Consider the following 26,793-nt stretch of genomic DNA (forward strand, 5'->3'; position numbering starts at 1 on the left):
GGTCCAAGGTACCCCTTGCGCCGCCCGGGGGAAGCAACGCTTTGGAGGCGAAGACCTTCGATGAACGTCCTGCGCTACGGAGAAGGCACGATCGAGCTGCCCGCCTGCCTGCGCGGCGCCGAGGTGGTGGCGGGTGAGGAGCCGCCGCCGCTGCCGGATCCTGCCGCTGCAGCGCTGGGCGCCCTCGCCAGGCCCCGCGGGAGCCAGGGGCTCTCCACCTTCGTCGAGCCAGGGGACCGGGTGGTGGTGGTGGTACCGGACGCGACCCGCTACGCCGCGCCCGAGGTCGTGGTGCCGGCGGCGGTGGAGGCGATCGCCCGGGGCGGCGCCGCATCGATCGAGATCCGCATCGCCAACGGCACCCACCGCCGCTCCACGGCGGCGGAGCTGCGCCGGCTCTCCGGCGGCGTGGACCTGCCGGTGGGGGATCGGGATTGCGACGACCCTGGAGCCCACCGCGCGCTGGGGAAGGCGCCGGGCCTGGGCACGGTGCGCGTCGACCGCGTCGCCGCGCAGGCGGACAAGCTGGTCCTCGTCGGGCCGATCTCCTTCCACTACCTCGCCGGCTTCGGCGGCGGCGGCAAGCTCCTCGCCCCGGGGCTCGCCGACCGGGCCACCGCGCTGGCGATCCACCGCCAGTGCCTCGCCGACCCCGGCCCGGGGCGTCATCCGCAGGCGCGGCCCGGCGTCCTCGAGGGAAATCCGCTGCAGGCCGCGATCGCCGCGGTGGTCGCCCTCGCCCCGCCGATCTTCCTCCTCCAGCTCGCGCTGCAACGCGGACGGAGGCCCGCTGGCTTCTTCGCCGGGGCGCTCCGCGAGGCGCACCTCGCTGCAGCCGCCTTCCACCGGCGCTGGCAGGAGCGGTCCATCGGGCAGCCGGCCGATTGCGTCGTCGCCTCCTGTGGCGGGTTGCCCTTCGACCTGAACCTCTACCAGGCCCACAAGGCCCTCGAGGCAGCCTGCAGGACGGTGCGTCCCGGCGGCACGGTGATCCTCCTCGCCGCCTGCCCCGAGGGCGCCGGCAGCCCCGCCTTCGCGGCGGCCCTCGCCCACCCGACGCCGGAGGCCCACGAAGCGGCGCTGCGCCGCTCCTTCTCCATCGCCTCCCACACCGCCCTGGCGCTCCGGCGCAAGACCGCTGCGGCGCGCTGCATCCTGGTGAGCGAGGGGATCGATCCGGCGCTGGCCAGGGGCCTCGGCTTCGAGCCTGCGGCCAGCCTCGAGGAGGCGGTGGCGCGCGCGGGGCCGATGGGCCGCACCCTGCTCCTCCCGGAGGGCGCCCGGACCCTGCCCCACACCGACGGCCCCACCGCCGCCTGAACCACGCGACGCAAGCTCCCGCTTCCGGCCCACGAGGGCCCGAGCAGGCTCCTGCTCCTTCACCGTGGGCCCGACAGGCTCTACCATCGCTCTCGATGCGCCCCCTGCTCGTTCTCCTCCTCGCCCTCCTCCCGCTCGCCGCCACGGCAGAAGGCGCCGCCTTCCGCTTCCGCAGCGCCGATGCGGGCGGTCGCGGCGAGGCGGTGCGCGCCCTCGCCGCCACCGGCGCTGGCTGGGCCCGCACCCGCGCCGCCTCCGAGGCCTTCCTCGGCACGCCCTACGTCGTTTCGCCCCTGGGCGAGGGGACGGGGCCCGACCCCGATCCGCTGCTGCGCTGGGACGGCGTCGATTGCCTCACCTTCGTGGAGACCGCGCTCGCGGTGGGCAACGCCGACGACATCGCCGCAGCGGCGGCAGCCCTCGACGACATCCGCTACCGCGCCGGCAGGGCCCCCGCCTTCGAGCACCGGCTCCACCTGATGATCGCGCAGTGGATCCCCGACCAGATCGCCAAGGGCTACCTCGAGGACGTGACCGCAGCGCTGCCCGGCGCCACCGAGGTGGCCATCGCGTACGACGAGGGGATCTGGCGGGGCCGCGGCAGGGCCCTGCGCGCCCTGCCCTGGCAAGAGGAGCTGCGCGGCACCTTCCGCCTGCCCATGATCCCGCTCGCGCAGGCACAGGCGATCGCACAGCGCCTTCCGGAAGGGCTGGTGCTCAACGTGGTGCGCAAGGCGCGGCCCGATCGGATCAACCGCGTCACCCACACCGGCTTCGTGATCGTGAAGGAGGGCAAGCGCTTCGTCCGGCACGCCAGCTACGGGCGCCGCGAGGTGGTCGACGAGCCGATCGAGCGCTTCCTCGGCCGCCACGCGCGGATGCGCAAATGGGAGGTGGAGGGGATCAACCTCCTCGCCGTGCGGGACAACGCCGCGCACGTCCGCGCCCTCGTCGAGCGCAGGACCGCAGCCCTGGACGTCGTCCCGGCTGCGGCCTCCACCAGATGACCTCGGCGACCGGGCCCGGGTCAGCTCCCGAGCGGCGGGAAGGGCATCTCCCCCGGCGCTTCGGTGCTGCGCTCCTCTTCGCTTGCGGCACGCTCGAGATCCCCGGCGCTCGCCCGCAGCTCCGCGTGGCGGCGCTCGACGATCTCCCGGGCGATCGGCTCGTGCTCGGCGGGAACCATGATCGCCCAGAAGGGCGCGTTCGGGTTCACCAGCGGATCGAGGAGATGATCCTTCTGCGCCCGGGCCACCACCGGGATGTTCGCCTCGTCGAGGGCGCTGGCGATGAGATCCGCGTCGAACGGATCCTCCGCCGTTCCCACCCGGACGAAGGTGGCGTCGTCGGACGCCCTCGGGCCCTTGACGATGTCGTGGTCGCCGCCGGTGCCGAGCTCGTGCTCGACCTCGGGCGAACGGGGTGCCTGCGGACGATCGGCCATCGCGTCCTCCCTTCCCCAGCAACGTAGGTCCCACCGACCGATCCGGGGAGCCGTCGCCGCTCGTGGGCAGCTGCGACCCCGCGGGTCGCTTTCGGGTGCCCCTCGTCGGGTTGGAAGCCGCCGCCGGGGCCTGCCGGTTGCTGCACCCTTACTGGCGAGGAGGTGCACATGCGCATTGCAGCAATGGCAGTCGGGGCGGCGGCGGTGGGATCCCTCGGTGTCCTGCTCTCCCTGGCCCCGGCGGCGCCTGCTGCCACCGCCGGCGCAGCGGCGGCGCCGGCAACGAGCGTCCAGGCGTTGGATTCGACCTGCCCACCGTGCACGAAAGGACCGATGGGGCCGATCGGCTGGATGCAGGCGGTCGCCACCCCGGACGGCTCCGAGCCCCTCGTCCGCGCCGCGGCGCTCTCCCTCTCGATGGGCGAGCCGCTGGTGGTGGAGCAGGCCCTGCAGGCGGAGGATCCCGCGCTGCGCGAGCTCGCCGCCCTGCTCCTCAACGTGGCGAGCGGCCGCGTCGCCGGCTGCACGCCGGTGGTCGAAGGGGGCCACGTGGCGGCGGTCCTCGATCACCTCGATCGCCTGCTGGCGCAGGTGCGGGCCGGCGAGTCGGTGGCAGCCGGCGAGGTGGCCACCGCAGCAGCGGCGGCAGCGGTCCTCAACCGAGGCGAGGGCCTTCCCGCCGCGTGCGGCGGATGAAGCGGGATCGCAATCCCACCGATCGGATCGCCCGGGCATGGAGCGGGCAGGCCGCTGGTTCGCACCCTCGCCACAAGGAGGCGAGGTTGCCGATCTTCAAGCGCAGGGCAGAGGCCGAGGCCACCGTCACCACCGTTCCGCAGCGCCGCCGTCGCGTGCGCCTGCCGCCGCGGGTCTCGCGCCACGAGGTGCCGATCGAGGGGCTGCCCGGGCACCTGGACGGCTTGACCATCGGCCACCTCTCCGACGTGCACGTGCAGCGCATGGTCCGCCCGCGCCACCTCGATCGCGCGGTGGAGCTGCTCAACGAGCTCGCGCCGGATCTCACCTTCCTCACCGGCGACTACGTCTGCTTCCACCCCGGCGCGATCCCGCGGCTGGCGCTCTCGCTCGCGCGCCTGGAGGTGCCCCACCCCGCGGTGGCGGTCCTCGGCAACCACGACCATTGGTGCGACGGCCCGGGGATCCGCCGGGTCCTCGAGGACATCGGCATCACCGTGCTCCAGAACGAGCACACCCACGTCACGGCCCGGGGGGAGCAGCTCCTCGTCGTCGGGGTCGACGACGCCCGCACCCACCGCGCCGACGCGGCGAAGGCCTTCGGCAGCGCCCCTGCCTCGCGGCACCCGGTGATCGCCCTCACCCACGATCCCCGCGCTGCGGTGGACGTGGCCGCCTTCGATCCCGCGCTCATCCTCGCGGGCCACACCCACGGCGGCCAGATCAACCTCGGCAGGCTCACCCACCGCATGGCGGCGCGCATGGGCCACCACCACCTCGAGGGCTTCTTCGAGGTGGGCGCGCGCTCCCGGCTCTTCGTGAACCGGGGCCTCGGCGCCTCGCTGCCACTGCGCGTGAACGCGCCGCCCGAGGTGGCGCTGCTGGTGCTGCGCCGGGCGTAGCCGGCGCATCGGCGCCCCGCCTTTCGTTGACCGCCTCCGATCCGCCCGCTAGCTTCGGCGCCTTCTCCACAAGAGGGCGCACCCATGCTCATTCTCTGGCGGCTCGTTCATACCTTCGGCTTCATCCTCTGGTTCATCGGCCTCTTCGGCACCACCGCGGCGCAGGTGGCTGCACGGAAGGCAGCGGATCCGGCGGCGCGCCGTGGCGCGTGGACGGTGGTGCGCAGGCTGCAGCCCTTCGAGATCGTCGGGATGATCCTCACGCCGCTGGGCGGGATCTTCCTCACCACCTCGATCTACGGCCACCTCTTCGCGGGGACGCCGGCCTTCGTCCACATCAAGCTGCTCCTCGTGATCATCGCCTTCGTGCTCAACCTGGTGGTGATCGTGAAGCGCCGGCAGGTCGAGGAGCGGATCACCGCCGGCGACGACGCGGGCTTCACCAAGGGCGTCAAGCGCCTCGCCATGCTCGAGGGGATCGCCACCCTGATGCTTCCTGCCGCCGTGGTGGTGGTCGTGGTGATCAAGTACACGGTGTGAGGCTCGTCGCTGCCACCGACGCGGACCGCGCCTTCGTCGCCCGGGTCTGGCGCGCGGTGGCGCCGCGGTACGAGCCGCTCCTGCCCGGCGCCTTCGAAGCGGAGGCCCGGGCGGTCGAGCGGCAAGGCCTCTCCAGCCGCTACGAGACGCTGCTCCTCGACGGCGCCGACGGTCCCGTCGGCTTCGCCGGGCTCGCCACCCTCACCCCCCGGCACGCCTACCTCGCGCAGCTCTACCTGCTCCCGGAGCGGCAGCGCGTCGGGCACGGCAGCGAAGCGCTCCGGCTCCTCGAGGGCCGGGTGCCGGTCACCACCGAAGCCCTCGTGCTCCACGTGCACCGGGACGCAGGCTGGGCCCGCCGCTTCTACGAGAAGAACGGCTACGGCCTCGTCGCCGCCGACGAGGACGGGAGCCGCGCCTGGGCAGGAGGGCTGCTGGCTGGCTGGACCCCGGCGAGCACGCTTCTACTCGGCCGCGCCTTGCGCTGAAGGGGCGGCGCTGCCCCTGCGGCAGGGCTGCGTCCGCTTTCCATCCGACGTACCTTCGGGACGTCCGTCGACCGTGTGATCGAGAGGCCATGCACCGTCTGGGGCTGCGAGCAAAGATCCTTGCGGGGGCCATCGCGCTGCTCCTCCCGCTCTTCGCGCTCGAGCTCTACGCGATCCAGGAGCGCTTCGAGACCCGGCGGGAATCGGCGCGGGCCGAGCTGGCGCGCACGGCAGGGGCCGGCGCGGTGCTGGTCGCCCAGATTTTCGGCGATCTCGTCGCCCTCGCAGCGGAGGTGGCGGCGGAGCCGCAGATCGACGAGCTCAGCGAGAAGGAGCTGCTCATGTGGCTCTCCCGATCGGCCGCCTACCGCGAGACGGTGGACAACCTCGGCGTGATCGACGCCGACGGCACCTTCCGCGCCGCCCTCGTCCGGCCGCCCGGCAGCGACGTCCCCGGCCCCGGCAGCGTCCCCTTCTTCACCGACGTGCGGCGCGCCGGCACGCCGCTCCTCTCCGACGTCTTCGTCTCCGAGGTGCTCGGCGGCCCCGTCGTCGTCGCTGCCGCCCCGCTCGTCGCGGCGGAGGGCCTCGCCTTCGCTGCGCTGCGGGTCGCCGAGTTGGCGCGCCTCGTCCGCAGCCTCCACCCCGGCAGCGGGCAGGAGATCTTCCTCATCGACCCCACCGGCCGGATCGCCCTGCATACCGCCCAGCGGCAGCTCGCATGGCAGCAGCGGGACGTCGGCTCGCTGCAGGCGGTCCGCGATGCGCAGGCAGGGGCCACGGTCTACGTGGAGGAGCTCGCCCCCCTCTTTCCTGCAGGCGGCATCGCCGTGCTCGCGCCGGTTGCCGAGCAGCGAGGCTGGGTGCTGGGGATCAGCTGGAGCCGCGACGCCATCCTGGGCGAGCTCGAGGCGAGGCGAAGCAGGCGCCTCGGCGTGTTCGGGCTCATTTCCCTCGCCGGCCTCGTCGGCGCCTTCCTCCTCGCCGCCTGGCTGAGCAGGCCGGTGCGCCAGCTCGCCCTGCAGGCCCACGCGATCGGCAGCGGCGATCTCGGCGCCCGGGTGCACGTGCGGTCCCGTGACGAGCTGCGGGATCTCGCCGACTCCTTCAACGCGATGGCGGAAGCCCTGGCGCAGGAGCGCAGCCGGCGCGAGACCTTCGTCGCCGCCGTGGCCCACGACCTCAAGAACGCCCTCGCCCCGATCCTCACCGCAGCGCAGCTCCTCGGCAGGAAGCTCGAGGGGGAGCCGGAGAAGAAGCGGATCGGCACCATCGTCGAGCAGACCCGCCGCCTGCAGCGGATGATCACCGACCTCTCCGACCTGGCGCGGATCGAAGGCGGCCAGTTCTCGCTGGAGTGCGGGCCGGTCGATCTCGCTGCCCTCGCCCGCGGCACCGCGGAGATGGAGCAGACCCGCACCTCGCTGCACCGGATCACCGTCGACGCCAGGGGCGACACGACGATCGAGGGTGATGCCGACAGGCTGGCGCAGGTGCTGGTCAACCTGATCAACAACGCCGTGAAATACAGCCCCGCCGGTGGCGACGTCCTCGTCGAGGTGGTGGGCAGCGCCGCGGAGGTGGAGGTGCTGGTCCGCGACGAGGGGCTCGGCCTCTCGCGGGAGGACGCGGCGGCGCTCTTCGCCCCCTACGTTCGCCGCCACCGCGAGGCTGCGCCCGGGCTCGGGCTGGGCCTCTTCATCTCGAGGGCGATCGTCGAGGCGCACGGCGGCACCATCCACGCCGAGAGCGCCGGTCCCGGCCAGGGGACGACGATGCGCTTCGCCCTGCCCCGCAGCCGTCTCGGCTGATCTCGTGGAGCGCAGCCGTGGGCATCGCGCCGGTGGTCCAGCTCGTCCGCCGAGGGGGGCCGCCGTCTCGGCGTCGAATCGTGCCCGGCAGCCCGGGTTCCGAGGTCCACCAGGGCGACCACTGCGGCGCGGAGGGAGGGTCCCCGCGCCGCGCCCGGCCGGTGATCAGGGGAAGAGGCCGCGGAGCTTCATCGCCTCTTCCATGCGCCCGATGCCGTGCATCATCGCGGCGGTGCGCATGTCGACCTTCCGCCTGGCGGCCACGTCGATCACCTCGTGGAAGGACTTCGACATGATCTGGTAGAGGCGCTGGTTGATCTCCTTCGCGCTCCAGAAGAACGACTGCAGCCCCTGCACCCACTCGAAATAGGAGACGGTGACGCCGCCTGCGTTGGCGAGCACGTCGGGGATCACGAAGACGTCGCGGGTCTCGCGCAGCACCTCGTTCGCCGCTGCGGTCACCGGACCGTTGGCGCCCTCGGCGAGGATCCGGCAGCGGAGCTTCTGCACGTTCTTCTCGTTGATCACGCCGCCGATCGCCGCGGGGATGAGCACGTCCACCGGCAGCTCGACGAGATGGGCGGGATCGAGCGGCTCGGACTCGGGGAAGCCCGCCACCTTGCCGTGCTTGTTCACCCAGCGTTTCAGCGCGCGGATGTCGAGGCCAGCCGGGTTCTGGATCGCGCCGTAGACGTCGCTCACCGCCACGACCTTGACGCCCATCTTGTGGAGCTTGCGGGCGGCGTGCATGCCGACGTTGCCGAAGCCCTGCACCGCCGCCGTGGTCTTCTCGCCCAGATCCATCCCCAGGTGCCGGGCGGCATCCATCACCATGTAGACCACGCCGCGGCCGGTGGCCTGCCCGCGGCCGAGGGAGCCGCCCACCGACACCGGCTTGCCGGTCACCACCGCAGGGACCGCGTGGCCCTTCATCTGCGAGTAGGTGTCCATGATCCAGGCCATGGTCTGCTCGTTGGTGCCCATGTCCGGCGCGGGGATGTCCGATTCGGGGCCGATGTCGTTGATGATCTCGGTGGTGTAGCGGCGGGTGAGCCGCTGCAGCTCGGCGCGGGAGAGCTTGGAGGGATCGACGCGGACGCCGCCCTTCGCGCCGCCCAGCGGCAGCCCCATCACCGCGCACTTCACGCTCATGAGCATCGCGAGTGCGGTGACCTCGCCGAGGTTCACGTCGAGGGAGTAGCGGAGGCCGCCCTTGAACGGGCCGCGGGTGTTGTTGTGCTGGACGCGGTAGCCGTGGAAGCTCTCCACCCTGCCGTCGTCCATGCGCACCGGGAAGGTGGTGATGATCGCCCGGTCCGGATAACGCAGGCGCCGCCGGATGTTCGGATCGAGGTCCATCGACTCGGCGGTCCGCTCGAAGAGCGCCACCGTGGACCGGTACATCGGATCATCCCACTCCATCTCCATCGACATCGCGACTCCTTCTCCCGGTTGCGTGCAACGGGTTTCCCTTCGAGCCGTACCACCAGCGGGCGGCACCTTCCACTTGTCGGCCGGCTTCGGATGTCACCCACAAGAAGGTCGCCCCTGTCGGAGGAGGTCGGATCCGGGTGATCCCCCGATCCCCCCGCCGTGCCTACTCCCTTGCGGACGAGGCACGCGGAAGGGGACGGCGACGATGGAGCTGACGGCGTTTTTCGAGGAGATCGGCAAGGGGGACGTCGCGCGGGCCGGCGGCAAGGGCGCGAACCTGGGCGAGATGGCCCGGGCAGGCCTGCCGGTGCCGCCGGGTTTCGTGGTCACCGTGGAAGCCTACCGTCGCTTCCTCGAGGAGAGCGGCCTCGCCGCCGAGATCGACCGCAGGCTGGCGGCGCTGGACGTGGACGACGCCGCGGCGCTGGAGCAGGCCTCCGCCGATCTGCAGGCGCTGGTGCGCGGCGCGGCGATCCCCGACTCGGTGCGCGCGCCGGTGACCGACGCGTACCGCACCCTGGCCAGCCGCGACGGCGGCGCGGACCCGCTCGTTGCGGTGCGCTCCTCGGCGACGGTGGAGGACGCCGCCAAGGCGTCCTACGCCGGGATGTTCCGCACCTTCCTCAACGTGCGCGGCGAGGAGGCGCTGCTGGACGCGGTGCGCAGCTGCTGGTCGTCCCTCTTCGGCGCCCGGGTGCTCTTCTACCGGGTGAAGCAGCAGATGGCCGCGTCCGAGTGGCTGGTCGCCGTGGTGGTCATGCGCATGGTCGACGCGGAGAAGTCCGGGGTGATGTTCACCGTCGATCCCGCCACGGGCGCCAGGGATCGGATCGTGATCGAGTCGGCCTGGGGCCTCGGCGAGACGGTGGTCGGCGGGCAGGTGGAGATCGACCACTTCGAGGTCGACAAGGAGAGCCTCGAGATCCGCGACAAGCGGATCGGGCGCAAGGCGTTCGCCCTGGTGCGCGAAGGCGAGAGCGGCGGCAACCGGCGGGTGGATCTCGACGACGAGCGCGCCAACGCGCCGTCCTTGAGCGACGACGAGGTGCGGCGGATCGCCGAGCTGGGGCGGCGCGACGAGCAGCACTACGGCGCGCCGCAGGACGCGGAGTTCGCCGTTGCCGACGGCACGATCTACATGGTGCAGACCCGCCCGATCACCACGCTCGGCGCGGCAGCGCCGCAGCAGGCGCAGGCGCCGGACCAGAAGCGCGAGGTGCTGGTCCGAGGCCTCGGCGCCAGCCCCGGCCAGGCGGCGGGCGTGGTGCGGGTGCTCCAGTCGCCGAAGGAGGGCGGCAAATTGCAGCAGGGCGAGGTGCTGGTCGCCCCGATGACCGCGCCGGACTGGGTGCCGGTGATGCAGCGAGCGTCGGCCATCGTCACCGCCTCCGGCGGCATGACCAGCCACGCGGCGATCGTCTCGCGCGAGATGGGGCTGCCCTGCGTGGTCGGCGCCCGCGACGCCCTCGACAAGCTCCGCGACGGCGACGAGGTGACGGTCGACGGATCGAGCGGCGCGATCTACCGCGGGCGCCTGGAGGCGAAGCGGGAGGAGAAGCGACGGGCGACGGCGGTGGCGGCGAGCGCGCCGGTGACGGCGACGAAGCTCTATGTGAACCTCGCCGGCACCGCCCGCGCCGAGGAGGTGGCGGCGATGCCGGTGGACGGCATCGGCCTCCTGCGCGCCGAGTTCATGATCCTCGAGGCGCTGGAGGGGCAGCACCCGCGGCTCCTCCTCGAGCGCGGCGAGGGGAAGAGATTCGTCGAGCGTCTCGCGGAGAAGGTGGAGGTGCTCGCGCGCGCCTTCCATCCGCGGCCGGTGACCTACCGGAGCATGGATTTCCGCTCCAACGAGTTCCGTGGCCTCGAGGGCGGGGAGCGCTTCGAGCCCGACGAAGCCAACCCGATGATCGGCTACCGCGGCTGCTACCGCTACGTGCAGGAGCCCGATCTCTTCCGCCTCGAGCTGGAGATGCTCGAGGCCGTGCGCGCCCGGGCGCCCCACGTCCACCTGATGATCCCCTTCGTGCGCACGCGCTGGGAGTTCGAGGCGTGCAAGCGCCTCGTGGACGAGAGCGGGCTCACCAGGGAGAAGGGCTTCAAGCTCTGGGTGATGGCGGAGGTGCCGTCGGTGGTCTATTGGATCCCCGCCTACGCGAAGGCCGGCGTCGACGGCGTCTCGATCGGCTCGAACGATCTCACCCAGCTCGTGCTCGGCGTCGATCGCGACAGCGACGTGTTGGCGCCCCTCTTCGACGAGCGCGACGAGGCGGTGGTCGACGCGATCCGGCGGATCATCCACACCAGCCACGCGCACGGCCTCACCGCGTCGATCTGCGGCCAGGCGCCGAGCGTCCACCCCGAGTACGCGGAGATGCTGGTGCGGGCGGGGATCGACTCGATCTCGGTCAACCCGGACTCGGTGGAGGTGGCGCGGCGCCACGTGGCGGCGGCGGAGCAGCGGCTGCTGCTCGAGGCGGTGCGGCGCCCTTGAGCCGCCGCTGCCGCCGGTGGGCAGGGCAAGGCGCCGCCGAGGCTGCCGGCCTCGTCGCGCAGGGTGCCGCCGAGGCGCTCCGCGTACTGCAGGGAGAGGGCGAGGCCGATGGCGAGGGGCGCGTTCAGCCCAGCGTGGCCTTGCGCGCATCGATCAGCGCGAAGAGCGCGGCGGCGCGGAAGGGCTTCTCGAGGTAGCCGTCGGCGCCGGCCTTCGTCGCAGCGGCCCGGTCGGCGTCGCGGACCCGGGCGCTGAGCATGTAGACCGGCACCTGCTTCGTCGCGGGTTCGGCCTTGAGCAGCCTGCAGACGCTGATCCCGTCGAGGACCGGCAGGACGATGTCGAGGAGCACGAGATCCGGCCTGCGTTCCCGCGCCGCGCGGAGCGCCGCCCGCCCGTCGGCGACGGCGGTGACCTCGACGCCCCGCTCCGCGCAGAGCGTGGTCACGAGCTCGCGGATGAAGGCCTCGTCCTCGACGACGAGCAGGTGGAAGGGACGCGGCGGCATGGAGCGCATCGTAGCGCCTTCGCCTCCGGCGGGACCGGATTTCCGAACGGTCCGCGCTCCCGACCTGCGTCTACGCTCCCGACTTGCAAGGAGCAGGAGGTAGCGAAGATGTCCCGATGGCGCATGGTTCTCACCCTGGCGCTCGCCTCGTGTGGCGAGGCCGCACACGACGAGACGGAAGGCAGCCGGCGCTGCGACGCGGCAGCGACGCTCGAAGCCCCGCTGCGGGTCGGCGTCGGCGATCGCGTCGATCTTGCCCTCGCCACGGACGGCGTCGAGGCCTGGTCGGTGGACACCCTGCCCGCGGGCTGGACGACCCTCGCAACAGGCGGCGATCGCCTCGTGCTCCGGGCGCCGTGGCAGCCCTCCGCCGGAACGCTCTCGCTTGCGCTCCATTGCGCCGGCGGGAGCGAGGAGCTCGCGATCGAAGTGGAGAGCGTGGCCCTGCGGTGGACGAGCCTGCCCACCTGGACGGAGGGCGAGGACGGGCCGCCCGGCCGCGAGTATTTCAACTGGTGGATCGACCGCGCCGCGCCCGACCGGGCGCTGCTCTTCGGCGGCTTCCACTACAGGCCCCGCCCGTTCACCGTCGGCAGCGATCTCTGGGCGCTCGATCTGCCGAGCGGCACCTGGTCCGCGCTGCCCGCCCCCGCCGATCCGCCGGGCCTCGCCGGCGGCCAGGTGGCGCCGCTTCCCGAAGGCGCAGGCGTGCTCTGGTACGGGGGCCTGGCCCTGGAGAACGGCGTGCCGACACTGCCCTTCGAGCTCTCGACCCTCGACCTTTCGTCCGCGACGCCGGCGTTCGTCGACGTGCCGGTGGAGGGCGCGCCGCGCTTCGGCGACTACCAGCCGATCCTCGTCCACGACGAGGCCCGGCGCCGCTACGTCGCGCTCTGTGGTGCGGGCCTCACCGGCATGCATTGCGACGTGCACGGCTACGACCCGTCGAGTCACGGGTGGAGCTCCCTCCAGACCGCCGGCGAGGGACCTGCAGGGCGCAACGGCATGGCGTGGGTCCACGACCGTGAGAACGAGCGCGTGGTGCTCTTCGGCGGGGACAGGGGCGGCAGCGCCACCGGCTGCGATTGCGACGACGAGACCTGGGCCCTCGAGCTGGCGGAGGATCCGCCGCGCTGGGTTCGCCTCGAGACGCAGGTCGCGCCGCCGGGCAGGCGGAACGGCGCGTGGGCCCACGACGAGGCGGGGCAGCGCTTCTTCCTCTGGGGAGGCACCGCCGACGGCTCGGCGACCGTCCCGGGCCTCTGGGCCCTCGAGCTCACCAGGGGCGCGGAGCGGTGGCAGGAGGTGCACGTGCCGGACGGCCCTACGGTACGCACCTCCGGCGGCGGGCTCTACGACGGCGTCCGGCGGCGCATCCTCTTCGGCTTCGGCAACACGCGCGCGGGGCCCCTCGTCGATCTGCACGCCCTCGAGCTGGCGCCCTGACGTCAGGGGTCGATGGACTCGATCCGCGTGGACTCGATCCAGCCGGCGCGATCGCCGACGCGCACGTGGGCGTAGCCGCCGATGCGGCGATCGCTGCGGACCTTCAGCCCCTCGTCGGCGACGAGGAGCTCCGGCGCGTTGGGCTCCGGCGCATGGAGGACCGGCCCCGGCTCCACCACCACCGCCCAGCCGTCGTGGCGCACCTGCCAGGTGGCCCACGCGGCGGCGCCTGCCGCGAGGGTGGCGAGGAGGAGCACGCCGAGCGCCACGGTGGCGCCGATGCGGAGGGCAGCGGCGCTGGCGCCGCGGCGAACGACCCAGGCGACACAGGCGAGGCTCCAGCCCACGACCAGCAGGGCCGCGGCAGCGTCGGGGTCGACGCTGCTGCCGATGCGGACGAGGAGCGGCTCCGCCGGTGCCGGGGCCCCTTCGGCGCGCTGGCTGCGGATGAGCTGCAGGTTCTCCCGCGCCCCCTCGTCGCCGGGGCTCCGCCGCAGCGTGCGCTCGAACGCGAGGACAGCGCGGCCGTGATCACCTGCGCGGTAGAGGGCGTTGCCGAGGTTGAACCAGAGGTCGGCGCCGTCGGCCCCGGCCTCCAGCGCCGCCTCGTAGCGGGCGATGGCCCCGCCGTAATCGCCTGCCCGGTAGGCCTGGTTGCCCGCCTCCACCTGGCGGAGCGCCAGCTCGGCGTCGAGGCTCAAGGCGCCTCCTCGAGGCCTTCGAGGGCACGGGAAGCTGCCTCGCGGGTCGCCGCGATCGCGTCGGCACCCAGGGCCCCCGGCGCGTAGCGGCCCATCTCGCAGGTGGCGAGCGCCTCGGTGCAGGCCTCGATCGCATCCGCGGCGACGCCTGCTGCGGCGAGGGCGGCGCAGAGCTCCTCGCGGCGCAGGCCGTGGGCGGGGCGATCGATCCGCGCCGAGGCCCGCTCGTGGAGCAGGCGCTCGCAGGCTGCGAAGAAGGCGGGATCGCCGCGTTCCGCGAGGCCCGCGACCTCCGCGGGGAGACCTGCGGCGCTGCGGCCGCGCCTGCGGCGGCGCTGCGGTGCCGCCTGCCTGCGCCGCAGCCAGGGCGAGGCGGCGACGCCGGCGACCGCCAGCGCCGGGGCGAGCAGCGCCGCGAGGAACCACGGCCGCTCGTAGAGCGGCGTCTCCGCCGCGAGGACCACGCCGGTGGAGCGCAGCGGCTCGAGGCCCGCGTCGGCGCCCAGCTCCGCAGCAGGCGGGGCGGCGCCGGGCCCGGTGGCGACTGCGGCGCCCTGCCCCTGGAGCACGGTGATCGGGATCGCCGGGGTGCGCACCTGCTGGTAGGCGCCCTGCGCCGGATCGAAGGAGGCGAACTCGAGGGCGGGCACGGTGAAGCTGCCGGCGCGCTCCGGGACGAGCACGTATTCGAGGGTCTTGCTCCCGCCGTAGCGGCGCTGCTGCACCTGCACCTCCTCGGTGCGGCTCGGCTCGAAGAGCTTGAAGCCCTCGAGCTTCGGCAGCGTGGGCAGCTCGAGGTTCTGGAGGTTGCCGGTGCCGGTGGCGGTGATCCGCACCGTCACCGGGCTGCCGAGGGAGACCTCTGCCGGCGTCGCCTGCGCGGAGAGGGACCATTGCCCCACGTTGCCACGGCGGAAGGTGGCGGGAGCGCCGGCGGGGAGCGCCTTCACCTGCAGGGTGGCGCCCGGGGAGACGCGGTGCTGCTTCCTGCCGCCGCCGAAGATCGAGCGGCCGGAGACCACGTCGATCTCCACCGGATCGATCGAGATCTCGCCGGCGCGCAGGGGAAAGAGCGCCTTCCGCTGGATGAGATAGGCGCGGTAGGGCACGCCGTCGATCATCCGGGTGGTGGCGGAGATCTGGCGGGGCGTTTCGAGCTCCTCTGCCCAGAAGCCGTCGAGGCGCGGCATCTTCAGCCCCTCGACGTGGGAGACGTCGACCCGTGACATGAGCCACACCGAGAGCGTCACCTGCTCGCCGACCCAGACCTCCTCGCGATCGACGCTGGCGCGGAGGAAGAGATCGGTCTCGGAGGGCTGCGGGCCGCCGCCCAGCATCGAGCCGAAGGGGTCGTCGTCGAAGCCGGGCATCGGCGGAAAGCCCGGGGGCCTGCCGCCGCCGCGGGGCGGAGGCTGCGCGTGCGGCTGCCCGGTGGCGGGCCCCACCTCGACGGTGAGCTTACCTGTCTCGTAGCGCTTGCCGCCGATCTCCACCTTGCCCGGGAGGATCGGGAGCTTCCCCTCGCGGCGGGGCTGGAGCACGAGGGTCCAGGTTCGCACCTTGCGGAAGCTCGCTGCGCCGCCGCCGAAGGAGAAGGAGCTGTGGTCGGAGCGGCCCTGCCGGAGGACGTCGAAGTCGGGGGCCTCGGGGAGCTGCACCTCGCCGGTCTCGTCGCCCTGGTCGAAGGCGAGCGTCACCTGCAGGGTGAGGGTCTGATCGAGGGGCACGCGGTCGCGATCGACGGTGGCGTAGTACTCCACCGCCGCCGCGAGGGCCGGCGTCGCCCAGACGGAGATCAGGAGCGCCAGCAAGGCGTTCCGGATCACGCGGTCACCACTCCTTGTCGACATCTATCGTTCCCTTCTGCTGCGCCTTCTGCTGGTAGCGCCAGAGCTGGAAGTTCTGCTCGCCGTCGCGCAGCGAGTCGAGGAGGCGCACGGCGTCGCTCTTCTCCGCGGGCTCGTCGCCCTCGCCACCGGGGGCGTTGGCTTCGCCGGGCCCAGGGTTCTCGGGGGGGCCGGTGGGCTCGGTCTGCTGGCCGCCGCCGGGCTGCTGCTGCTCGGGCTTGCCGGGCTCGTCGCCGGGGGCCGGCTGCTCCTGCTCCTGCTCCTGCTCCTGCTCCTGCTCCCGTTCACCCTCGCCCTGCTGCTGCTGGCCTTCGGGCTCCTGCTCCTCGCCCTGCTCGCCTTCTTCGCCCTCGTTGCTCCCGTCGCCCTGCTCGTTCGGCTCGCCGTCCTCGCCCTGCTGCGCCTGCTCGCCCTCCCCGTCGTCACCGTCGGAGGGCTGCTCGTCCTGCTGCTGCTGCTCCTGCTGCTGCTCTTCCTGCTGCTTGCGCCGCAGCAGCCGCTCGAGGTTGCGCCGCGCGTCCTCCGCAGCCGGATCGATCTCCAGCGCCCGGCGGTAGCTCGCCATCGCCTCGTCGACCTTCTCCTGCTGCGCCAGCGCGTTGCCGATGTGGAAGTAGTCCGCTGCGGCGCCTGCCTCCTCCTGCCGGTGGGCGAGCGCCTGGGTCCACGCAGCCTGCGCCTCCGCATAACGGCCGAGGCGGTAGAGCGCGTTGCCGCGGTTGTGGTGGGTCTCGCTGCTCTCCGGCAGCGCTGCTGCAGCGGCCTCGTAGCGCGCGAGCGCCTCCTCGTAGTTCCCGGCGACGTATGCCTCGTTGCCCGCGGCGACGTCGGGCTGCGCCCTGTCGAAGAGCCCCGCCTGCGCCACGCCGGGGAGCGAGAGCAGGAGGACGAGAAGAAGCCCCCTCACCGCCGCCTCCTTCCCTCGGGAAGGAGGGCGCCGAGGACGAGCAGCGCGAAGCCGGGGAAGCCGAGCCAATGCCAGGCCTCCGCGTATTGCATGCCGATCCGGCTCTCGAACTCGCTCTTCTCCAGCTTCTCCAGCGCGGCGAAGACCTCCCCCATTCCGATGTCGCCACCACGGGCGGCGACGTAGCTGCCGCCGGTGGCTGCGGCGATCCGGCGGAGCTGCGCCTCCTCGAGGCGGGTCACCACCGGCTCGCCGCTGCGATCGCGCAGATAGCCCTCGACCCGCCCCTCGCCGTCGAGGATCGGCACCGGCGTGCCCTCCTTCGATCCGATCCCGAGGGCGAAGACCCGCACCCCCTCCTCCGCCAGCGTCTCCGCTGCGGCCTCCACGTCGCCTGCGTGATCCTCGCCGTCGGTGAGGAGCAGCACCGCCCGGGTCTTCGCGCCGCGGTCCGCTGCCCGGAGCATCTGCCCCGCCGTCTGGAGCGCCTCCGCCACCGCGGTGCCCTGCGCCGGCATCGCCTCGGGATCGATCGCCCGGAGGAAGAGCTTGGCAGCGCCGTAATCGCTGGTGAGCGGGCATTGCACGAAGGCCTGGCCCGCGAAGACGACGATGCCGACGCGGTCGCCGTGGAGCCTGTCGATGAGCTGCCCGAGCTCGAGCCGCGAGCGCTCCAGGCGCGACGGGAGCACGTCGCGGGCGAGCATCGACCGGGAGGCGTCGATGGCCACCACCAGATCGATGCCCTTGCGCTGCACCTCCCCCTCCTGCTCGCCGAGCTGCGGCTGGAGGAGCGCGAAGCCGAGGAGGAGCAGGCCGGCGACGCTGGCAGCGCCGCGGGCCAGCGGCCCCGAGAGCGACGCGCCGGGCGCCACCTTCTCCCGGAGCCGCTCGCTGGAGGCGAGGCGGACGAGGGTGCGGCGCCGCCGCACGAGGCCGAAGGCGAGCAGGCCCGCAGCGAGGAGCACGAGAACGAGCAGCGGCCAGCGATCGGGCCGCGCCAGCTGCGCCGGGATGCCGAGGATGTCGAAGGGCAGCGGGCTCATCAGGGGAAACGCCGGAAGCGGGAGGCTGCGAGCCCCACCTCGAAGAGACCGAGGAGGAAGGCGGGCAGCAGGAAGAGTTCGAAGACTTCGGTGACGTTGGAGAATTGCCGGGCCTCGACGATCCGGGTCTTCTCGAGGCGGGAGAGCACGTTCTGCAGGCCCGTCTCCAGCGAGGCGGTGTCGGTGGCCACGTGGAAGGAGCCGCCGGTGGTGCTGGCGATCTGCCGGAGCAGCGCGGGATTCACCGGGATCTCCACGTGCCGGTAGGCGGGCCTGCCGAAGAGATCGGTGCCCGCCGGGAAGGGCACGCGGCAATCCTCGCCGGGGCCGCACTCCCTGCCGACCATAATCGGGTGGACCTGCACGCCGAGCTCCCTCGCCATCTGCGCCGCCTCGCCGGGCGAGACGTTGCCGGCGTTGGAGTCGCCGTCGGTGATCAGGATCACCACCTTGCTCTTCGCGTCGCTGTCACGGAGCCGGTTGAGCGAGGTGGCGAGGGCGTTGCCGATGGCGGTGCCGTCGGCGATGGCGCCGGTCTTCACCTGCGCGAGGATGTCGCGCAAGACGCCGTGGTCCAGGGTGAGCGGGCATTGGGTATAGGCCTCGCCGGCGAAGACCACGAGGCCGAGCCTGTCGTTGGGCCGCTTGCCGATGAAGTCGTCGAGGACCGTGCGGGCTGCGTGGAGCCTGTCGTTCGGCCGGAAATCGACGGCGTTCATCGAGGTGGAGAGATCGAGCGCCACCACGATGTCGATGCCCTCGACCGAGAGATCGCGGCCGGCGGGCCCTGCCTCGACCGGGCCCGCCAGCGCCAGCGTGCAGGCAGCGATGGCGGCGCAGCGCAGGGCGGTGGGGATCCAGTGGAAGCGCGCGAGCCGCCCCCGCCCCACCTGCAGCAGCGCCGGCAGCGTGGGCAGGGTGAGGGCCGCGCGGCGGCGGCGCTCCCGCACCGCTGCTGCGATCACGAGGGGCACCGCGAGCAGGAGCAGGAGCGCCCAGGGGCGGGTGAGCTCGAGTCCGAGGAGCTCCATCAGGCGGCCTCCTCCACCTTCGGGCGCAGCGCCCCGGCGACGCCGCGGACGATCTCCCGGGCCTTCTCCAGATCGGCGCTTGCAGCAGCGGGCTCCGCCGGCGCTCTGGCGAAACGGTGGAGATCGCCGCGCTCGAGCCAGGCCCCGAGGCTCGCCAGGGAGAGTCCGGGCACCTCGCGGGCCACCAGGGCGTCCACCAGCTCGGCGGTGGTCATCTCGCGGGCGGAGAGGCTGGTGACCTCCTCGAGGAAGCCGCGCACGATGGTCGAGAGCCCGAAGTAGAAGGCCCTGCCGTCGCCGAGCGGTGTCGCCGCGAGGGCGTCGAGGGCTGCGAGGGCGCGCTCCTCGGGGCTGCCGACCGGTAGCGCTGCCACGGGGCGGGCTGCCCGCCAGCGGCGGAACCAGCGCACGGCGAAGAGGATCGCGACGAGGGCGAAGAGCACGCCGGCGGCGATCCCGAGGGGCAGCGCCGAGAAGAGGCGCAGCTCCTGCGGCGGGCGGATGTCGTCGAGCTCCTCGCCTTCGGCGCCGCCCTGCACCGTGAGCGGGATCCCGGGCACGACGAAGTGGGCGATGCCGTCGGGCCGGAGCACGGTGAAGCCGAGGTCGGGGAGCTGCGTGGGCCCGAGGGTGTCGAAGATCGCCAGCTCGATCCGCGCCGTGGTCACGGCGCTCGGGCCCTCCACCGTGCGGCGGAGATCGACGCCGCGCACCGCGAGCGTGCCCAGCTGCAGCCGCCGGGGCAGGTCGTAGCGCACCTCGGCGGCATCGGTGATCCGGACCTCGTAGACGAAGGGCTGGCCGAGCTGCACCGCCTCCGGCTCCACCCGGGCCACGTAGTGCTCGGGGGTGGCGACGGGAACGGCCTGCACCGGGGGCTCGTCGGGCGGCGGGGGCTGCGGCGCAGCGGCCTGCGCTGGGGCGCTGCCAGCGGGGCCGGCGCCGACGGAAGCCGGCGGCGCGAGCTGCGCGGTGCCGAGGAGGAAGCCCGCGAGGAGGAGCGCCTTCATCCCGCCCTCCGATGGGCCCGCGTGTGGAAGAAGGTGACGAGCGGCTTCACGTAGGGCTGCCCCGCCCGGATCTCGACGTGGTCGAGGTCGAGGCGCCGGAAGAGCCTGGTGCGGGCCACGCCCTGCCGCTCGAGAAGGGCGCGGTAGCGCCTGCGCAAGGCGGCGTCGCCGAGATCGACGGTGACCGCGCGGCCGGTCTCGGGATCCTCCACGAGCACGAGGCCCAGATCGGCGAGCTCCTGCTCGAAGGGATCGCCGATCACGATCGGGATCAGATCGTGGCGTCGCCCTGCCGCCCGCAGCGCCTGCTCGTGGATCGGCCCCGCCGGCACCAGGAAGTCGGAGAGGACGAAGCTCACCGTGCGGCGCCGGTTCACCCGCCCGAGGAAGGTGAGCGCGCCGGCGAGATCGGTGCCGCGGCCCTGGGGCCTCGCGGTGAGGATCTCGCTGATCAGGGCGAGGACGTGCTTGCGCCCCTTCTTCGGCGGCACGTAGCGCTCGACCCGATCGGTGAAGAGGATCGCGCCGACGCGATCGTTGTTGCTGATCGCCGAGAAGGCCAGCAGCGCCGCGACCTCCGCGGCGACCTCGCCCTTGGTCTTCTCCACCGTGCCGAAATCCTGCGATTTCGAGAGATCGACCAGCAGCATCACCGTGAGCTCCCGCTCCTCGGTGAAGACCTTGACGTAGGGCTCCTGCATCCGCGCCGAGACGTTCCAGTCGATGGTGCGGATCTCGTCGCCGGGCTGGTAGAGGCGGACCTCGGAGAAGGCCATGCCCCGGCCCTTGAAGACCGACGAGTACTCGCCGGCGAGGGTATCGTTCACCGCGCGCCGGGTGGTGATCTCGATCTTGCGGATGCGGGCGATCAGCTCCTTGGGAAACAACGCTCACCTCGCCGCGGGCTTCTTGCAGGGATGCTCGTCGCTGCTCAGAGCGCGTGAAGAAATCGGTCCGGCAGGCGCCGGCCCGATTCCTTCGCTCGCGCTTCGCGCGAGAAACTCTCTCTCTTGCGATCGCTCCGCCTTCGGCTTCGCTGGAGAGTTTGTTTCACAAACTCTCACGGTACCTCGACCCGGTCGAAGACCTTCTGCACGATCTTCTCCGCGGTGAGCTCCTCCGCCTCGGCCTCGTAGGTGAGGGTGACACGGTGCCGGAGCACGTCGAAGCCCACGGCCTTGACGTCGTCGGGCGTGACGTAGCCGCGGTGGCGCAGGAAGGCGTGGGCCTTCGCCGCCTTGAGCAGGTAGATGCTGGCGCGGGGGCTCGCGCCGTACTCGATGTAGTCGACCAGCTCGCGCAGGCCGGCGCGGTCGGGCTCGCGGGTGGCGAAGACCAGGTCGACCACGTAGTCCTTCACCTTCGGGTCGACGTAGATCGCGTCGACCACCGCCCGCGCCGCCTTGATCTGGTCGGGGTGGATCACCGTCTGCGCCGACGGAGCGCTGCCGGCGCCCATGCGGTCCATGATCTGCCGTTCCTCCTCGCGCGAGGGGTAGCCGACCTTCACCATCAGCATGAAGCGATCGACCTGCGCCTCGGGGAGCGGGTAGGTGCCCTCCTGCTCCACCGGGTTCTGGGTCGCCATCACGATGAAGGGATCGGGTAGCCGGAAGGTGGTGTCGCCGATGGTGACCTGCCGCTCCTGCATCGCCTCGAGGAGCGCGCTCTGCACCTTGGCGGGGGCGCGGTTCACCTCGTCGGCGAGGATCACGTGGGCGAAGATCGGCCCCTGCCGCACCGAGAAGGAGGCGGTCGCCTGGTTGTAGATCGTGGTGCCGACGAGGTCCGCCGGGAGGAGGTCCGGGGTGAACTGGATCCGGCGGAAGCTGGCGTCGATGGTGTCTGCCAGGGTCTTCACCGTGAGCGTCTTGGCGAGGCCGGGGACACCCTCGAGGAGCACGTGGCCGCCGGTGAGCAGGCCCATGAGCAGGCGCTCGAGCATGTAGCGCTGCCCGACGATCACCTTGCCCGTCTCGGCGAGGAGCTGATCGACGAAGGCACTCTCGCGCTGGACGAGCTCGTTGATGGCGCGGATGTCGGTCTCCACGTGCACGACTTCTCTCCCTGTAGGTCGCCGGGCGCCCGGCCCGGCACGGCATTCCAGCAAGCTGGCGGTCGGCCGCCAGGCGGGCGGCGGATCCTACCCCAACGGGCCGGTTCCAACCCGCTCCGCCGGGGGAAAATGCCCGGGAATGGCCGAAAAATGTCGCGGCATTGCGCCCCCCCTGTCCGGTGGCCAACGTCGACGCGAGGCCGGCACCCCGTGGGGGGACGACTCCGGTCAGGGAAGGAGGGCGCCGTGGCGAAGAAGGATGCCGAGCACAAGGGAACGATGACGATGCGGGAGGCGGGCCATCTCGGTGGCAAGGAGGTCCAGCGGCAGCGGGACCTGCGCGACCGCAAGGAGATCACCGACGATCCCTACAACAAGCCGGGTCCTGCCAAGGGGGAGGCCTACGGCATCGCCGCCGTGACCCAGGCCCTCGACGGCCTCCACTTCCCTGCCACCAGGGAGCAGGTGCTCGAGCGCGCCGGCAGCCAGACCATCCACTACCGCAAGGGCCAGATGGTGAACCTCCGGCAGATCATCGAGGACACCCCAGCCGACGAGTTCCCCTCGATGGCGCAGGTGGTCCAGGCGGTGAGCGAGGCCCTCAAGGAAGAGGGTCTCTCCGGCCAGCCCGGGCACGCTTGAGGGGGCGAAGTCTCTCCGGGGAGAGGCGCGGCACGCGGGCGACGAGGCTCCCTCCCCCCGGGCCGGCGGCGAGGTGCCAACACGGGCCTCGCCGCTCTTTTCGTCGGCGCGAGAGGAGGATCGGCATGTCTCCCTTTGGCTGGCTGGCCCAGCGACTGGCTTCCCCCGCTGCGCCGCGCTCCCTGCGCGAGTGGGCGGGTCTCGCGGGCGGCGTGGCGCTCGCGCCCTTCACCGGCGCCACCGCGTGGATGCGGCAGGCACGGACGTTCCATCCCGAAGGCGCGATCTTCCGCGCCGCCGTCAACCCGCTCGTCTCGCAGGGGCCCGACGGCGTCCTTGCCGCCCACCTCGCCGGTGAAGCGCTGGTGCGGCTCTCGAGCGCCGTGTGGCGGGGGGGCAGGGAGTGGATCGACATCCTCGGCTGCGCGGTGCGCTTCCGCTCCGAGCGGATCCCCTCGGTGATCCCGGCGGCGAACGATCAGGATCTGCTCTGCGCCACCATCCGGTCGCCTTGGACGATGCCCTTCGCGCCGGTGAGCACCCACTGGCACGACTTCCTGCGCAACGACTACTACGCCGTCTCGCCATTTTCCGTGGAGGGGCTGGGGCGGGTGAAGTTCCGGATCACCACCGCGCGTACCGCGCTGCCGGGACGCGATCGGAGCGAGCGGCTCCAGGTCGCGGTGGAGTCGGGCCTGGCCTCGCTGCGCCTCGAATTCCGCCCGGTGGGCGGGAGGGTGTGGAAGCCGCTCTGCGCGGTCCGCCTCCTCGAGCGGCTCGATCTCGATCAGGAGGCGCTGCGCTTCGATCCCTTCCGCGCCGGCCGCGGGATCCGCCCCGTGGGCTTCGTCCAATACCTGCGGCCTGCGAGCTACCGGGCGAGCCAGCGCCTCCGCCCCCGGAGCACCGCGGAGCAGACCGGCGGCGTGGTGCGCAAGCCGCGGTGGGCACCGATCCCGGTGCGCGACGCGCCGCGCGGCCATCCCCACCCCTGGGAGGCGACGCCGCCCCACCGCCACGGCCCCCCGGCAGCAGACTGGCCCGGGGGCTGAGGGTCAGTCGATGCGTTCGAGCGCGGCGGCGGCGCTGCTGCGGATCGCCGGCAGCGGATCGGCTGCTGCCCGCTCGAGGTGGCGCCGCGCTGCGGGATGTTGCCCCGTGGCCAGCAGGCGCAGGCCGAGCATGAGGTGGACCTCCCCTGCCCGCCTGGAGCCCGGGTGGTCGCGAAGGAAGCGCTCCATCGCCGGGGTCGCCGCACCGGGATCCCCTGCGTTGCCGAGGGCGACGATCCGCCAGTAGGCGGCGTCTTCGGCGAGGGGCGGCGCGGGCGCCAGGCTGTCGATGGCGCCGAAGGCGGCGGCGGCCCCGGCTGGATCGCCACCGCGGAGCAGCTCCCAGGCAGCGGCGAAGGCGCGTTCCGCGGCAGGCGGCTCGCTCGGCTCCGGCGTCGGCGCAGCGGCGGGTGCCGGCGCGGGCGCAGGCGCGGGCGCAGGCGCGGGCGCGGGCGCAGGATTCTCCACGACCGCCTGCACGCGAGCGGACCGATGTCGCCGGGGCCGCGGTTGCTGCGGAACGGGCGCAGGCTCCACCGGAGCCGCCGCCGCTACCCCCGCAGCCGGCGCCGCCACGGGTTCCACCACCTCGCGCCGCTCCCAGCGCTCGCCGGGCAGGAGCAGCACCGGGGCCCGCGCGCCGAAACGGACCTCCACCCTGCCGCTCCGGACCGTCACCAGCTGCAACCTCCCCTCCTCCGCCTCGACCCGGAAGGCGGTGCCGCGCACCTCGACCTCCGCATCCGCGGTGGAGACGACGAAGCGCTCCCCCTCCTGCAGGTGCTCCACCTCGAGATCGATCCGCCCCTCCGAGAGCTCCACCCACTCCGCCACGCCTTCACCCGGCACGCTCGGGTGCCGGGTGAAATGCTCGTAGCGCGTGCCGGCTGCAGCGACCACGGTGCCCCGCAGCTCCTGCTGCCCCTCCTGCGGCACCCGCAGCGCGAGCCCGGCGACGACGACGAGCAGCGCTGCTGCGGCAGCGGCGATGCCGGCGGTCCGCGCCGTCCACCGCCGCGGCTGCAGCGGCCGCGTCTGCATCGCGCCTGCGACGATCCGCTGCTCGAGGCGCCGCGCCGCCTCGGGCTCAGGCCCCGCGACCGGGAGCGCGCGGGCGAGGGAGCCGAGGGAGCGGAGCCGCTCCAGGGTCGCGGCGCAGGTGGCGCAGCGCTGCAGGTGGGCACCCAGCGCCGCGTCGGTCCCTTCGGAAGCAGCGCGGGAGAGGGTCTCGAACGAAGGACAGGAGGTCATGGCTTCTCTCCCTCGAGAAGGGGGAGCAGGCGCTTGCGCGCGTCGTGCAGGCGGCGCCAGAGGGTACCGGGGCGGATCTCGAGGACCCGGGCCGCCTCCACCCCGGGGACCTCCTCGATCTCGCAGAGCACGAAGGCCACCCGCAGGTCGTGCGGCAGCTCTTCGAGGGCCTCCGCCAGCCTGCCGAGGAGCTGGCGCTGGCAGACCTGCTCGTCCACCGGTCGCGACGGCGGCGCGGGAACGAGGCGCAGCAGCGAGAGCGCGCTCCGCTTGCGTTCCTCGCTGCGCCGGCTCTTGCGCGCCAGGTTGGCGGCGATGGCGAAGAGCCAGGCCCTGGCGCTCGCGTGGCCCCGGAAGCTGGCGGCCCGGGTCCACGCGGCGAGGAAGGTGTTCTGCACCAGGTCCTCGACGTCGGCGCCTGGGGCCAGCCGCTCGCAGAAGCCGTGGACCCTGCCGTGGTGGCGCTGGAAGAGGACCGAGAGCGCGCCGTGATCGCCGACGGCGCAGGCTGCGAGCAGCGCCTCGTCGGAGAGGACGGCGGTGCCGCCGCCGCTGCGCTGCAGGGGCAGGAGCTTGCTCACCGCTGCCTCCAGGAGAGGCCGAGGCCTGCCCGCACCCGGGCGCTCGCCGGCCCGGGGAGGGCGAAGGCCGGATCACCTGCAGCCCACGACGGCGTCCGCTCCGGCGCGGCGCCGAAGGGCGTCACCGAAGCGCCGACGAGGGCCTCGAGCGCGAAGGCGCCGCCGATCCCGATGCCGGCGAGGAGCGAGGCTTCCGCCCGCGCCGCAGCGGAGGTGACGTATGCCTCGTCGCGCACCACCCGCGTGCAGCTCTCGCAGCTCGAGCGGTTGGTGGAGTCGAGGCCGGCGCCCAGCGCCACACCGGGTGCGAGCAGCAGCCCGCCGAAGGCGAGGGGCAGGCGGATCCCGACGAGCAGCTCGGCGGAGTCGTGGCTCGCCGGCGCGAGGCCGCCTGCGCCCTCGGCATCCGCCGCCGCGTAGCGCGCGAGGGCCTCCGCAGAGAAGGGGCCGAGGCCGGTGGCGACGCGGGCGGCGATGCCGCGCTCCCAATTGCTGCCGCGGCCCAGCTCACCGACGACGGCGAGCGCCCAGGCGCGTCGATCCGCCGCCGGCGCTGCAGCGGGCCCGGCAACCGGCGTCGGCAGCACGAGCAGCGGGCGCGCGAGATCGGCGTGGAGCCAGCCGTCGATCAGCGCAGCGGCAAGCGCCGGATCGCTGGCGGTACGCTCCTGCAGGCGCCCCGCCTCGTCGGTGAAGGCGAGCGCGAACCGATCGCCCTCCCGGCGGAGCTCGACGCGAAGCGGAGGGCAGTCCGCGCTCCCCTCGCCGACCGGGACCCGCCGCTGGTCGAGGACCGGCAGGAGCGCATCCCGCGCGGCGCCGTCGCCGACCAGCTCGACGTGCTGCACGCAGGCGGGCAGCGCCGCTGCGGCGAGGAGGAGGAGGCTCACGGCGCCTCGCAGGACGGGAGCGGCGGCGGATCCACCGGGATGGCGGGTGTCGGCGCCGCGAGGCAGGCGCAGATCGCGTCGACGAGCTGGGCCTCGGCGTCGCAGCGTTCCTTGGGATCCATCGCCTCGCACGCAGCCTCGCAGCAGTCGTCGAGCAGCTCGCGGGCCTCGTCGCAGACGTCCCGGTCGCTCTGGAGGCAGCGCTCGTGGGCACGCCATTCGACCTGGCAGATCTCCCGACCGCAGCGCAGCGGGCAACGCTGCCGCGGCTCCTCGAGGCAGAGCTCGCGCTGCGCCTCGGCCCGGTCGCAGCGCGAGGAGCACGTGGCAGGATCGAGCGCCACCGCGCCGAGGGCGAGCGGCGCGGCGCCGTCGCAGATCGGAAGGAGCAGCGGGTTGCCGCGTGTGTCCGAGAGGACGCCGACCGTCCCCCCTGCTGCGTCGACGAACTCCAGCCGGAGCGGCGTGCCGGCCCCGACGCCGACGACGAAGGAGCCGTCCGCCTCCACCGGGGCGGCGCCGGCGAGCTCTCTGCCCCGCAGCGCCACCACCTGGTGGGGAAGCGCCGCCCCTTCCGCCGCTGCGAGGCGGCCCTCGATCAGCTGCAGCGGCTCCGCACCGGAACAGGCGGCGAGGAGCAGCGGGAGCGCGAGGTGATGGAGAGGCTGGCGCATGGAGTGGCTTTTCCCGGGGTGG

The 26,793-nt window shown here is 73.2% G+C and carries 26 protein-coding genes; 11 read left to right on the plus strand and 15 right to left on the minus strand.

The genetic code is table 11. The features are described 5' to 3' along the window. Positions 1 to 60 precede the first annotated feature (60 nt). Both larA and ACESMR_RS06490 read left to right on the plus strand, forming a co-directional pair. Positions 61 to 1,320, plus strand: a complete 1,260-nt coding sequence (gene larA, locus ACESMR_RS06485) for a nickel-dependent lactate racemase (protein WP_373046102.1) — start codon at positions 61 to 63, stop codon at positions 1,318 to 1,320. Positions 1,321 to 1,415: 95 nt separating this feature from the next. Next, positions 1,416 to 2,327 carry an N-acetylmuramoyl-L-alanine amidase-like domain-containing protein gene (locus tag ACESMR_RS06490; RefSeq protein WP_373046104.1) on the plus strand — a complete coding sequence of 304 codons (912 nt, stop codon included), beginning with the start codon at positions 1,416 to 1,418 and terminating at the stop codon, positions 2,325 to 2,327. Between the two features lie 20 nt (positions 2,328 to 2,347). Here ACESMR_RS06490 and ACESMR_RS06495 read toward each other — a convergent pair whose 3' ends face one another. Further along, complete coding sequence (locus ACESMR_RS06495) at positions 2,348 to 2,764, minus strand: hypothetical protein (RefSeq protein WP_373046106.1); 417 nt, start codon at positions 2,762 to 2,764, stop codon at positions 2,348 to 2,350. A 168-nt stretch (positions 2,765 to 2,932) separates the two neighbouring features. Here ACESMR_RS06495 and ACESMR_RS06500 point away from each other — a divergent pair, with 168 nt between their 5' ends. From ACESMR_RS06500 to ACESMR_RS06520, 5 genes are all read left to right on the plus strand, one after another. Next, complete coding sequence (locus ACESMR_RS06500; RefSeq protein WP_373046108.1) at positions 2,933 to 3,460, plus strand: hypothetical protein; 528 nt, start codon at positions 2,933 to 2,935, stop codon at positions 3,458 to 3,460. 86 nt (positions 3,461 to 3,546) lie between these two features. Further along, a complete protein-coding gene (locus ACESMR_RS06505) occupies positions 3,547 to 4,362 on the plus strand; it encodes a metallophosphoesterase (protein ID WP_373046110.1) in 816 nt (271 codons plus the stop codon). An 84-nt stretch (positions 4,363 to 4,446) separates the two neighbouring features. Continuing rightward, complete coding sequence (locus ACESMR_RS06510; RefSeq protein WP_373046111.1) at positions 4,447 to 4,902, plus strand: hypothetical protein; 456 nt, start codon at positions 4,447 to 4,449, stop codon at positions 4,900 to 4,902. After that, on the plus strand, positions 4,899 to 5,390 hold the full coding sequence (locus ACESMR_RS06515) for a GNAT family N-acetyltransferase (RefSeq protein ID WP_373046113.1): 492 nt from the start codon (positions 4,899 to 4,901) through the stop codon (positions 5,388 to 5,390). Before ACESMR_RS06510 ends, ACESMR_RS06515 begins: the two co-directional genes overlap by 4 nt. A gap of 89 nt (positions 5,391 to 5,479) precedes the next feature. Next, on the plus strand, positions 5,480 to 7,201 hold the full coding sequence (locus ACESMR_RS06520) for a sensor histidine kinase (protein ID WP_373046114.1): 1,722 nt from the start codon (positions 5,480 to 5,482) through the stop codon (positions 7,199 to 7,201). Positions 7,202 to 7,366: 165 nt separating this feature from the next. Here the strand turns inward: ACESMR_RS06520 and ACESMR_RS06525 are convergent, their stop codons facing one another. After that, positions 7,367 to 8,635 (minus strand): Glu/Leu/Phe/Val family dehydrogenase, encoded by a 1,269-nt coding sequence (locus ACESMR_RS06525; protein WP_373046116.1) that lies wholly within the window; start codon positions 8,633 to 8,635, stop codon positions 7,367 to 7,369. Positions 8,636 to 8,840: 205 nt separating this feature from the next. Here ACESMR_RS06525 and ppsA point away from each other — a divergent pair, with 205 nt between their 5' ends. Continuing rightward, complete coding sequence (gene ppsA / locus ACESMR_RS06530) at positions 8,841 to 11,129, plus strand: phosphoenolpyruvate synthase (RefSeq protein ID WP_373046117.1); 2,289 nt, start codon at positions 8,841 to 8,843, stop codon at positions 11,127 to 11,129. A 124-nt stretch (positions 11,130 to 11,253) separates the two neighbouring features. Here ppsA and ACESMR_RS06535 read toward each other — a convergent pair whose 3' ends face one another. Continuing rightward, positions 11,254 to 11,637 (minus strand): response regulator, encoded by a 384-nt coding sequence (locus tag ACESMR_RS06535; RefSeq protein ID WP_373046119.1) that lies wholly within the window; start codon positions 11,635 to 11,637, stop codon positions 11,254 to 11,256. Between the two features lie 108 nt (positions 11,638 to 11,745). Between ACESMR_RS06535 and ACESMR_RS06540 the strand changes: the two genes are divergently transcribed. After that, the gene (locus tag ACESMR_RS06540; protein WP_373046120.1) at positions 11,746 to 13,083 is read left to right on the plus strand and encodes a hypothetical protein; all 1,338 of its coding nucleotides are present in this window, start codon (positions 11,746 to 11,748) and stop codon (positions 13,081 to 13,083) included. 2 nt (positions 13,084 to 13,085) lie between these two features. Here ACESMR_RS06540 and ACESMR_RS06545 read toward each other — a convergent pair whose 3' ends face one another. The 8 genes from ACESMR_RS06545 to ACESMR_RS06580 form a co-directional block, all read right to left on the minus strand. Further along, entirely contained in the window at positions 13,086 to 13,784 is a 699-nt protein-coding gene (locus ACESMR_RS06545) for a tetratricopeptide repeat protein (RefSeq protein WP_373046122.1), read from the minus strand. Then, a complete protein-coding gene (locus tag ACESMR_RS06550; protein ID WP_373046123.1) occupies positions 13,781 to 15,610 on the minus strand; it encodes a BatD family protein in 1,830 nt (609 codons plus the stop codon). The genes ACESMR_RS06545 and ACESMR_RS06550 overlap by 4 nt, the downstream gene beginning before the upstream one ends. 4 nt (positions 15,611 to 15,614) lie before the next feature. Continuing rightward, complete coding sequence (locus tag ACESMR_RS06555; protein ID WP_373046125.1) at positions 15,615 to 16,538, minus strand: tetratricopeptide repeat protein; 924 nt, start codon at positions 16,536 to 16,538, stop codon at positions 15,615 to 15,617. Beyond that, positions 16,535 to 17,584, minus strand: coding sequence for a VWA domain-containing protein (locus ACESMR_RS06560; protein WP_373046126.1), 1,050 nt, complete (start codon positions 17,582 to 17,584; stop codon positions 16,535 to 16,537). Before ACESMR_RS06560 ends, ACESMR_RS06555 begins: the two co-directional genes overlap by 4 nt. Next, positions 17,584 to 18,615: a VWA domain-containing protein gene (locus ACESMR_RS06565; RefSeq protein WP_373046128.1), complete on the minus strand. Its 1,032-nt coding sequence runs from the start codon at positions 18,613 to 18,615 to the stop codon at positions 17,584 to 17,586. The genes ACESMR_RS06560 and ACESMR_RS06565 overlap by 1 nt, the downstream gene beginning before the upstream one ends. Further along, positions 18,615 to 19,625 carry a hypothetical protein gene (locus ACESMR_RS06570; RefSeq protein WP_373046129.1) on the minus strand — a complete coding sequence of 337 codons (1,011 nt, stop codon included), beginning with the start codon at positions 19,623 to 19,625 and terminating at the stop codon, positions 18,615 to 18,617. Before ACESMR_RS06570 ends, ACESMR_RS06565 begins: the two co-directional genes overlap by 1 nt. After that, positions 19,622 to 20,512, minus strand: a complete 891-nt coding sequence (locus tag ACESMR_RS06575) for a DUF58 domain-containing protein (RefSeq protein WP_373046131.1) — start codon at positions 20,510 to 20,512, stop codon at positions 19,622 to 19,624. Before ACESMR_RS06575 ends, ACESMR_RS06570 begins: the two co-directional genes overlap by 4 nt. A 173-nt stretch (positions 20,513 to 20,685) precedes the next feature. Beyond that, complete coding sequence (locus ACESMR_RS06580) at positions 20,686 to 21,675, minus strand: AAA family ATPase (protein ID WP_373046418.1); 990 nt, start codon at positions 21,673 to 21,675, stop codon at positions 20,686 to 20,688. A gap of 252 nt (positions 21,676 to 21,927) precedes the next feature. On the opposite strand from ACESMR_RS06580, the gene ACESMR_RS06585 reads away from it, so the two are divergent. Both ACESMR_RS06585 and ACESMR_RS06590 read left to right on the plus strand, forming a co-directional pair. After that, complete coding sequence (locus ACESMR_RS06585) at positions 21,928 to 22,323, plus strand: hypothetical protein (RefSeq protein WP_373046132.1); 396 nt, start codon at positions 21,928 to 21,930, stop codon at positions 22,321 to 22,323. A 125-nt stretch (positions 22,324 to 22,448) separates the two neighbouring features. Next, entirely contained in the window at positions 22,449 to 23,375 is a 927-nt protein-coding gene (locus ACESMR_RS06590) for a hypothetical protein (RefSeq protein ID WP_373046134.1), read from the plus strand. A 3-nt stretch (positions 23,376 to 23,378) separates the two neighbouring features. On the opposite strand, the gene ACESMR_RS06595 is transcribed toward ACESMR_RS06590, so the two are convergent. The 4 genes from ACESMR_RS06595 to ACESMR_RS06610 are packed head-to-tail and all read right to left on the minus strand — an operon-like array spanning position 23,379 to position 26,771. Next, entirely contained in the window at positions 23,379 to 24,626 is a 1,248-nt protein-coding gene (locus tag ACESMR_RS06595) for a FecR domain-containing protein (protein ID WP_373046136.1), read from the minus strand. Beyond that, a complete protein-coding gene (locus ACESMR_RS06600) occupies positions 24,623 to 25,207 on the minus strand; it encodes an RNA polymerase sigma factor (protein WP_373046137.1) in 585 nt (194 codons plus the stop codon). The genes ACESMR_RS06595 and ACESMR_RS06600 overlap by 4 nt, the downstream gene beginning before the upstream one ends. After that, positions 25,204 to 26,097, minus strand: a complete 894-nt coding sequence (locus ACESMR_RS06605; RefSeq protein WP_373046139.1) for a hypothetical protein — start codon at positions 26,095 to 26,097, stop codon at positions 25,204 to 25,206. The genes ACESMR_RS06600 and ACESMR_RS06605 overlap by 4 nt, the downstream gene beginning before the upstream one ends. Beyond that, positions 26,094 to 26,771 (minus strand): hypothetical protein, encoded by a 678-nt coding sequence (locus ACESMR_RS06610; RefSeq protein WP_373046140.1) that lies wholly within the window; start codon positions 26,769 to 26,771, stop codon positions 26,094 to 26,096. The genes ACESMR_RS06605 and ACESMR_RS06610 overlap by 4 nt, the downstream gene beginning before the upstream one ends. Positions 26,772 to 26,793 lie beyond the last annotated feature (22 nt).

Source organism: Vulgatibacter sp. (assembly GCF_041687135.1).
Lineage (GTDB): Bacteria > Myxococcota > Myxococcia > Myxococcales > Vulgatibacteraceae > JAWLCN01.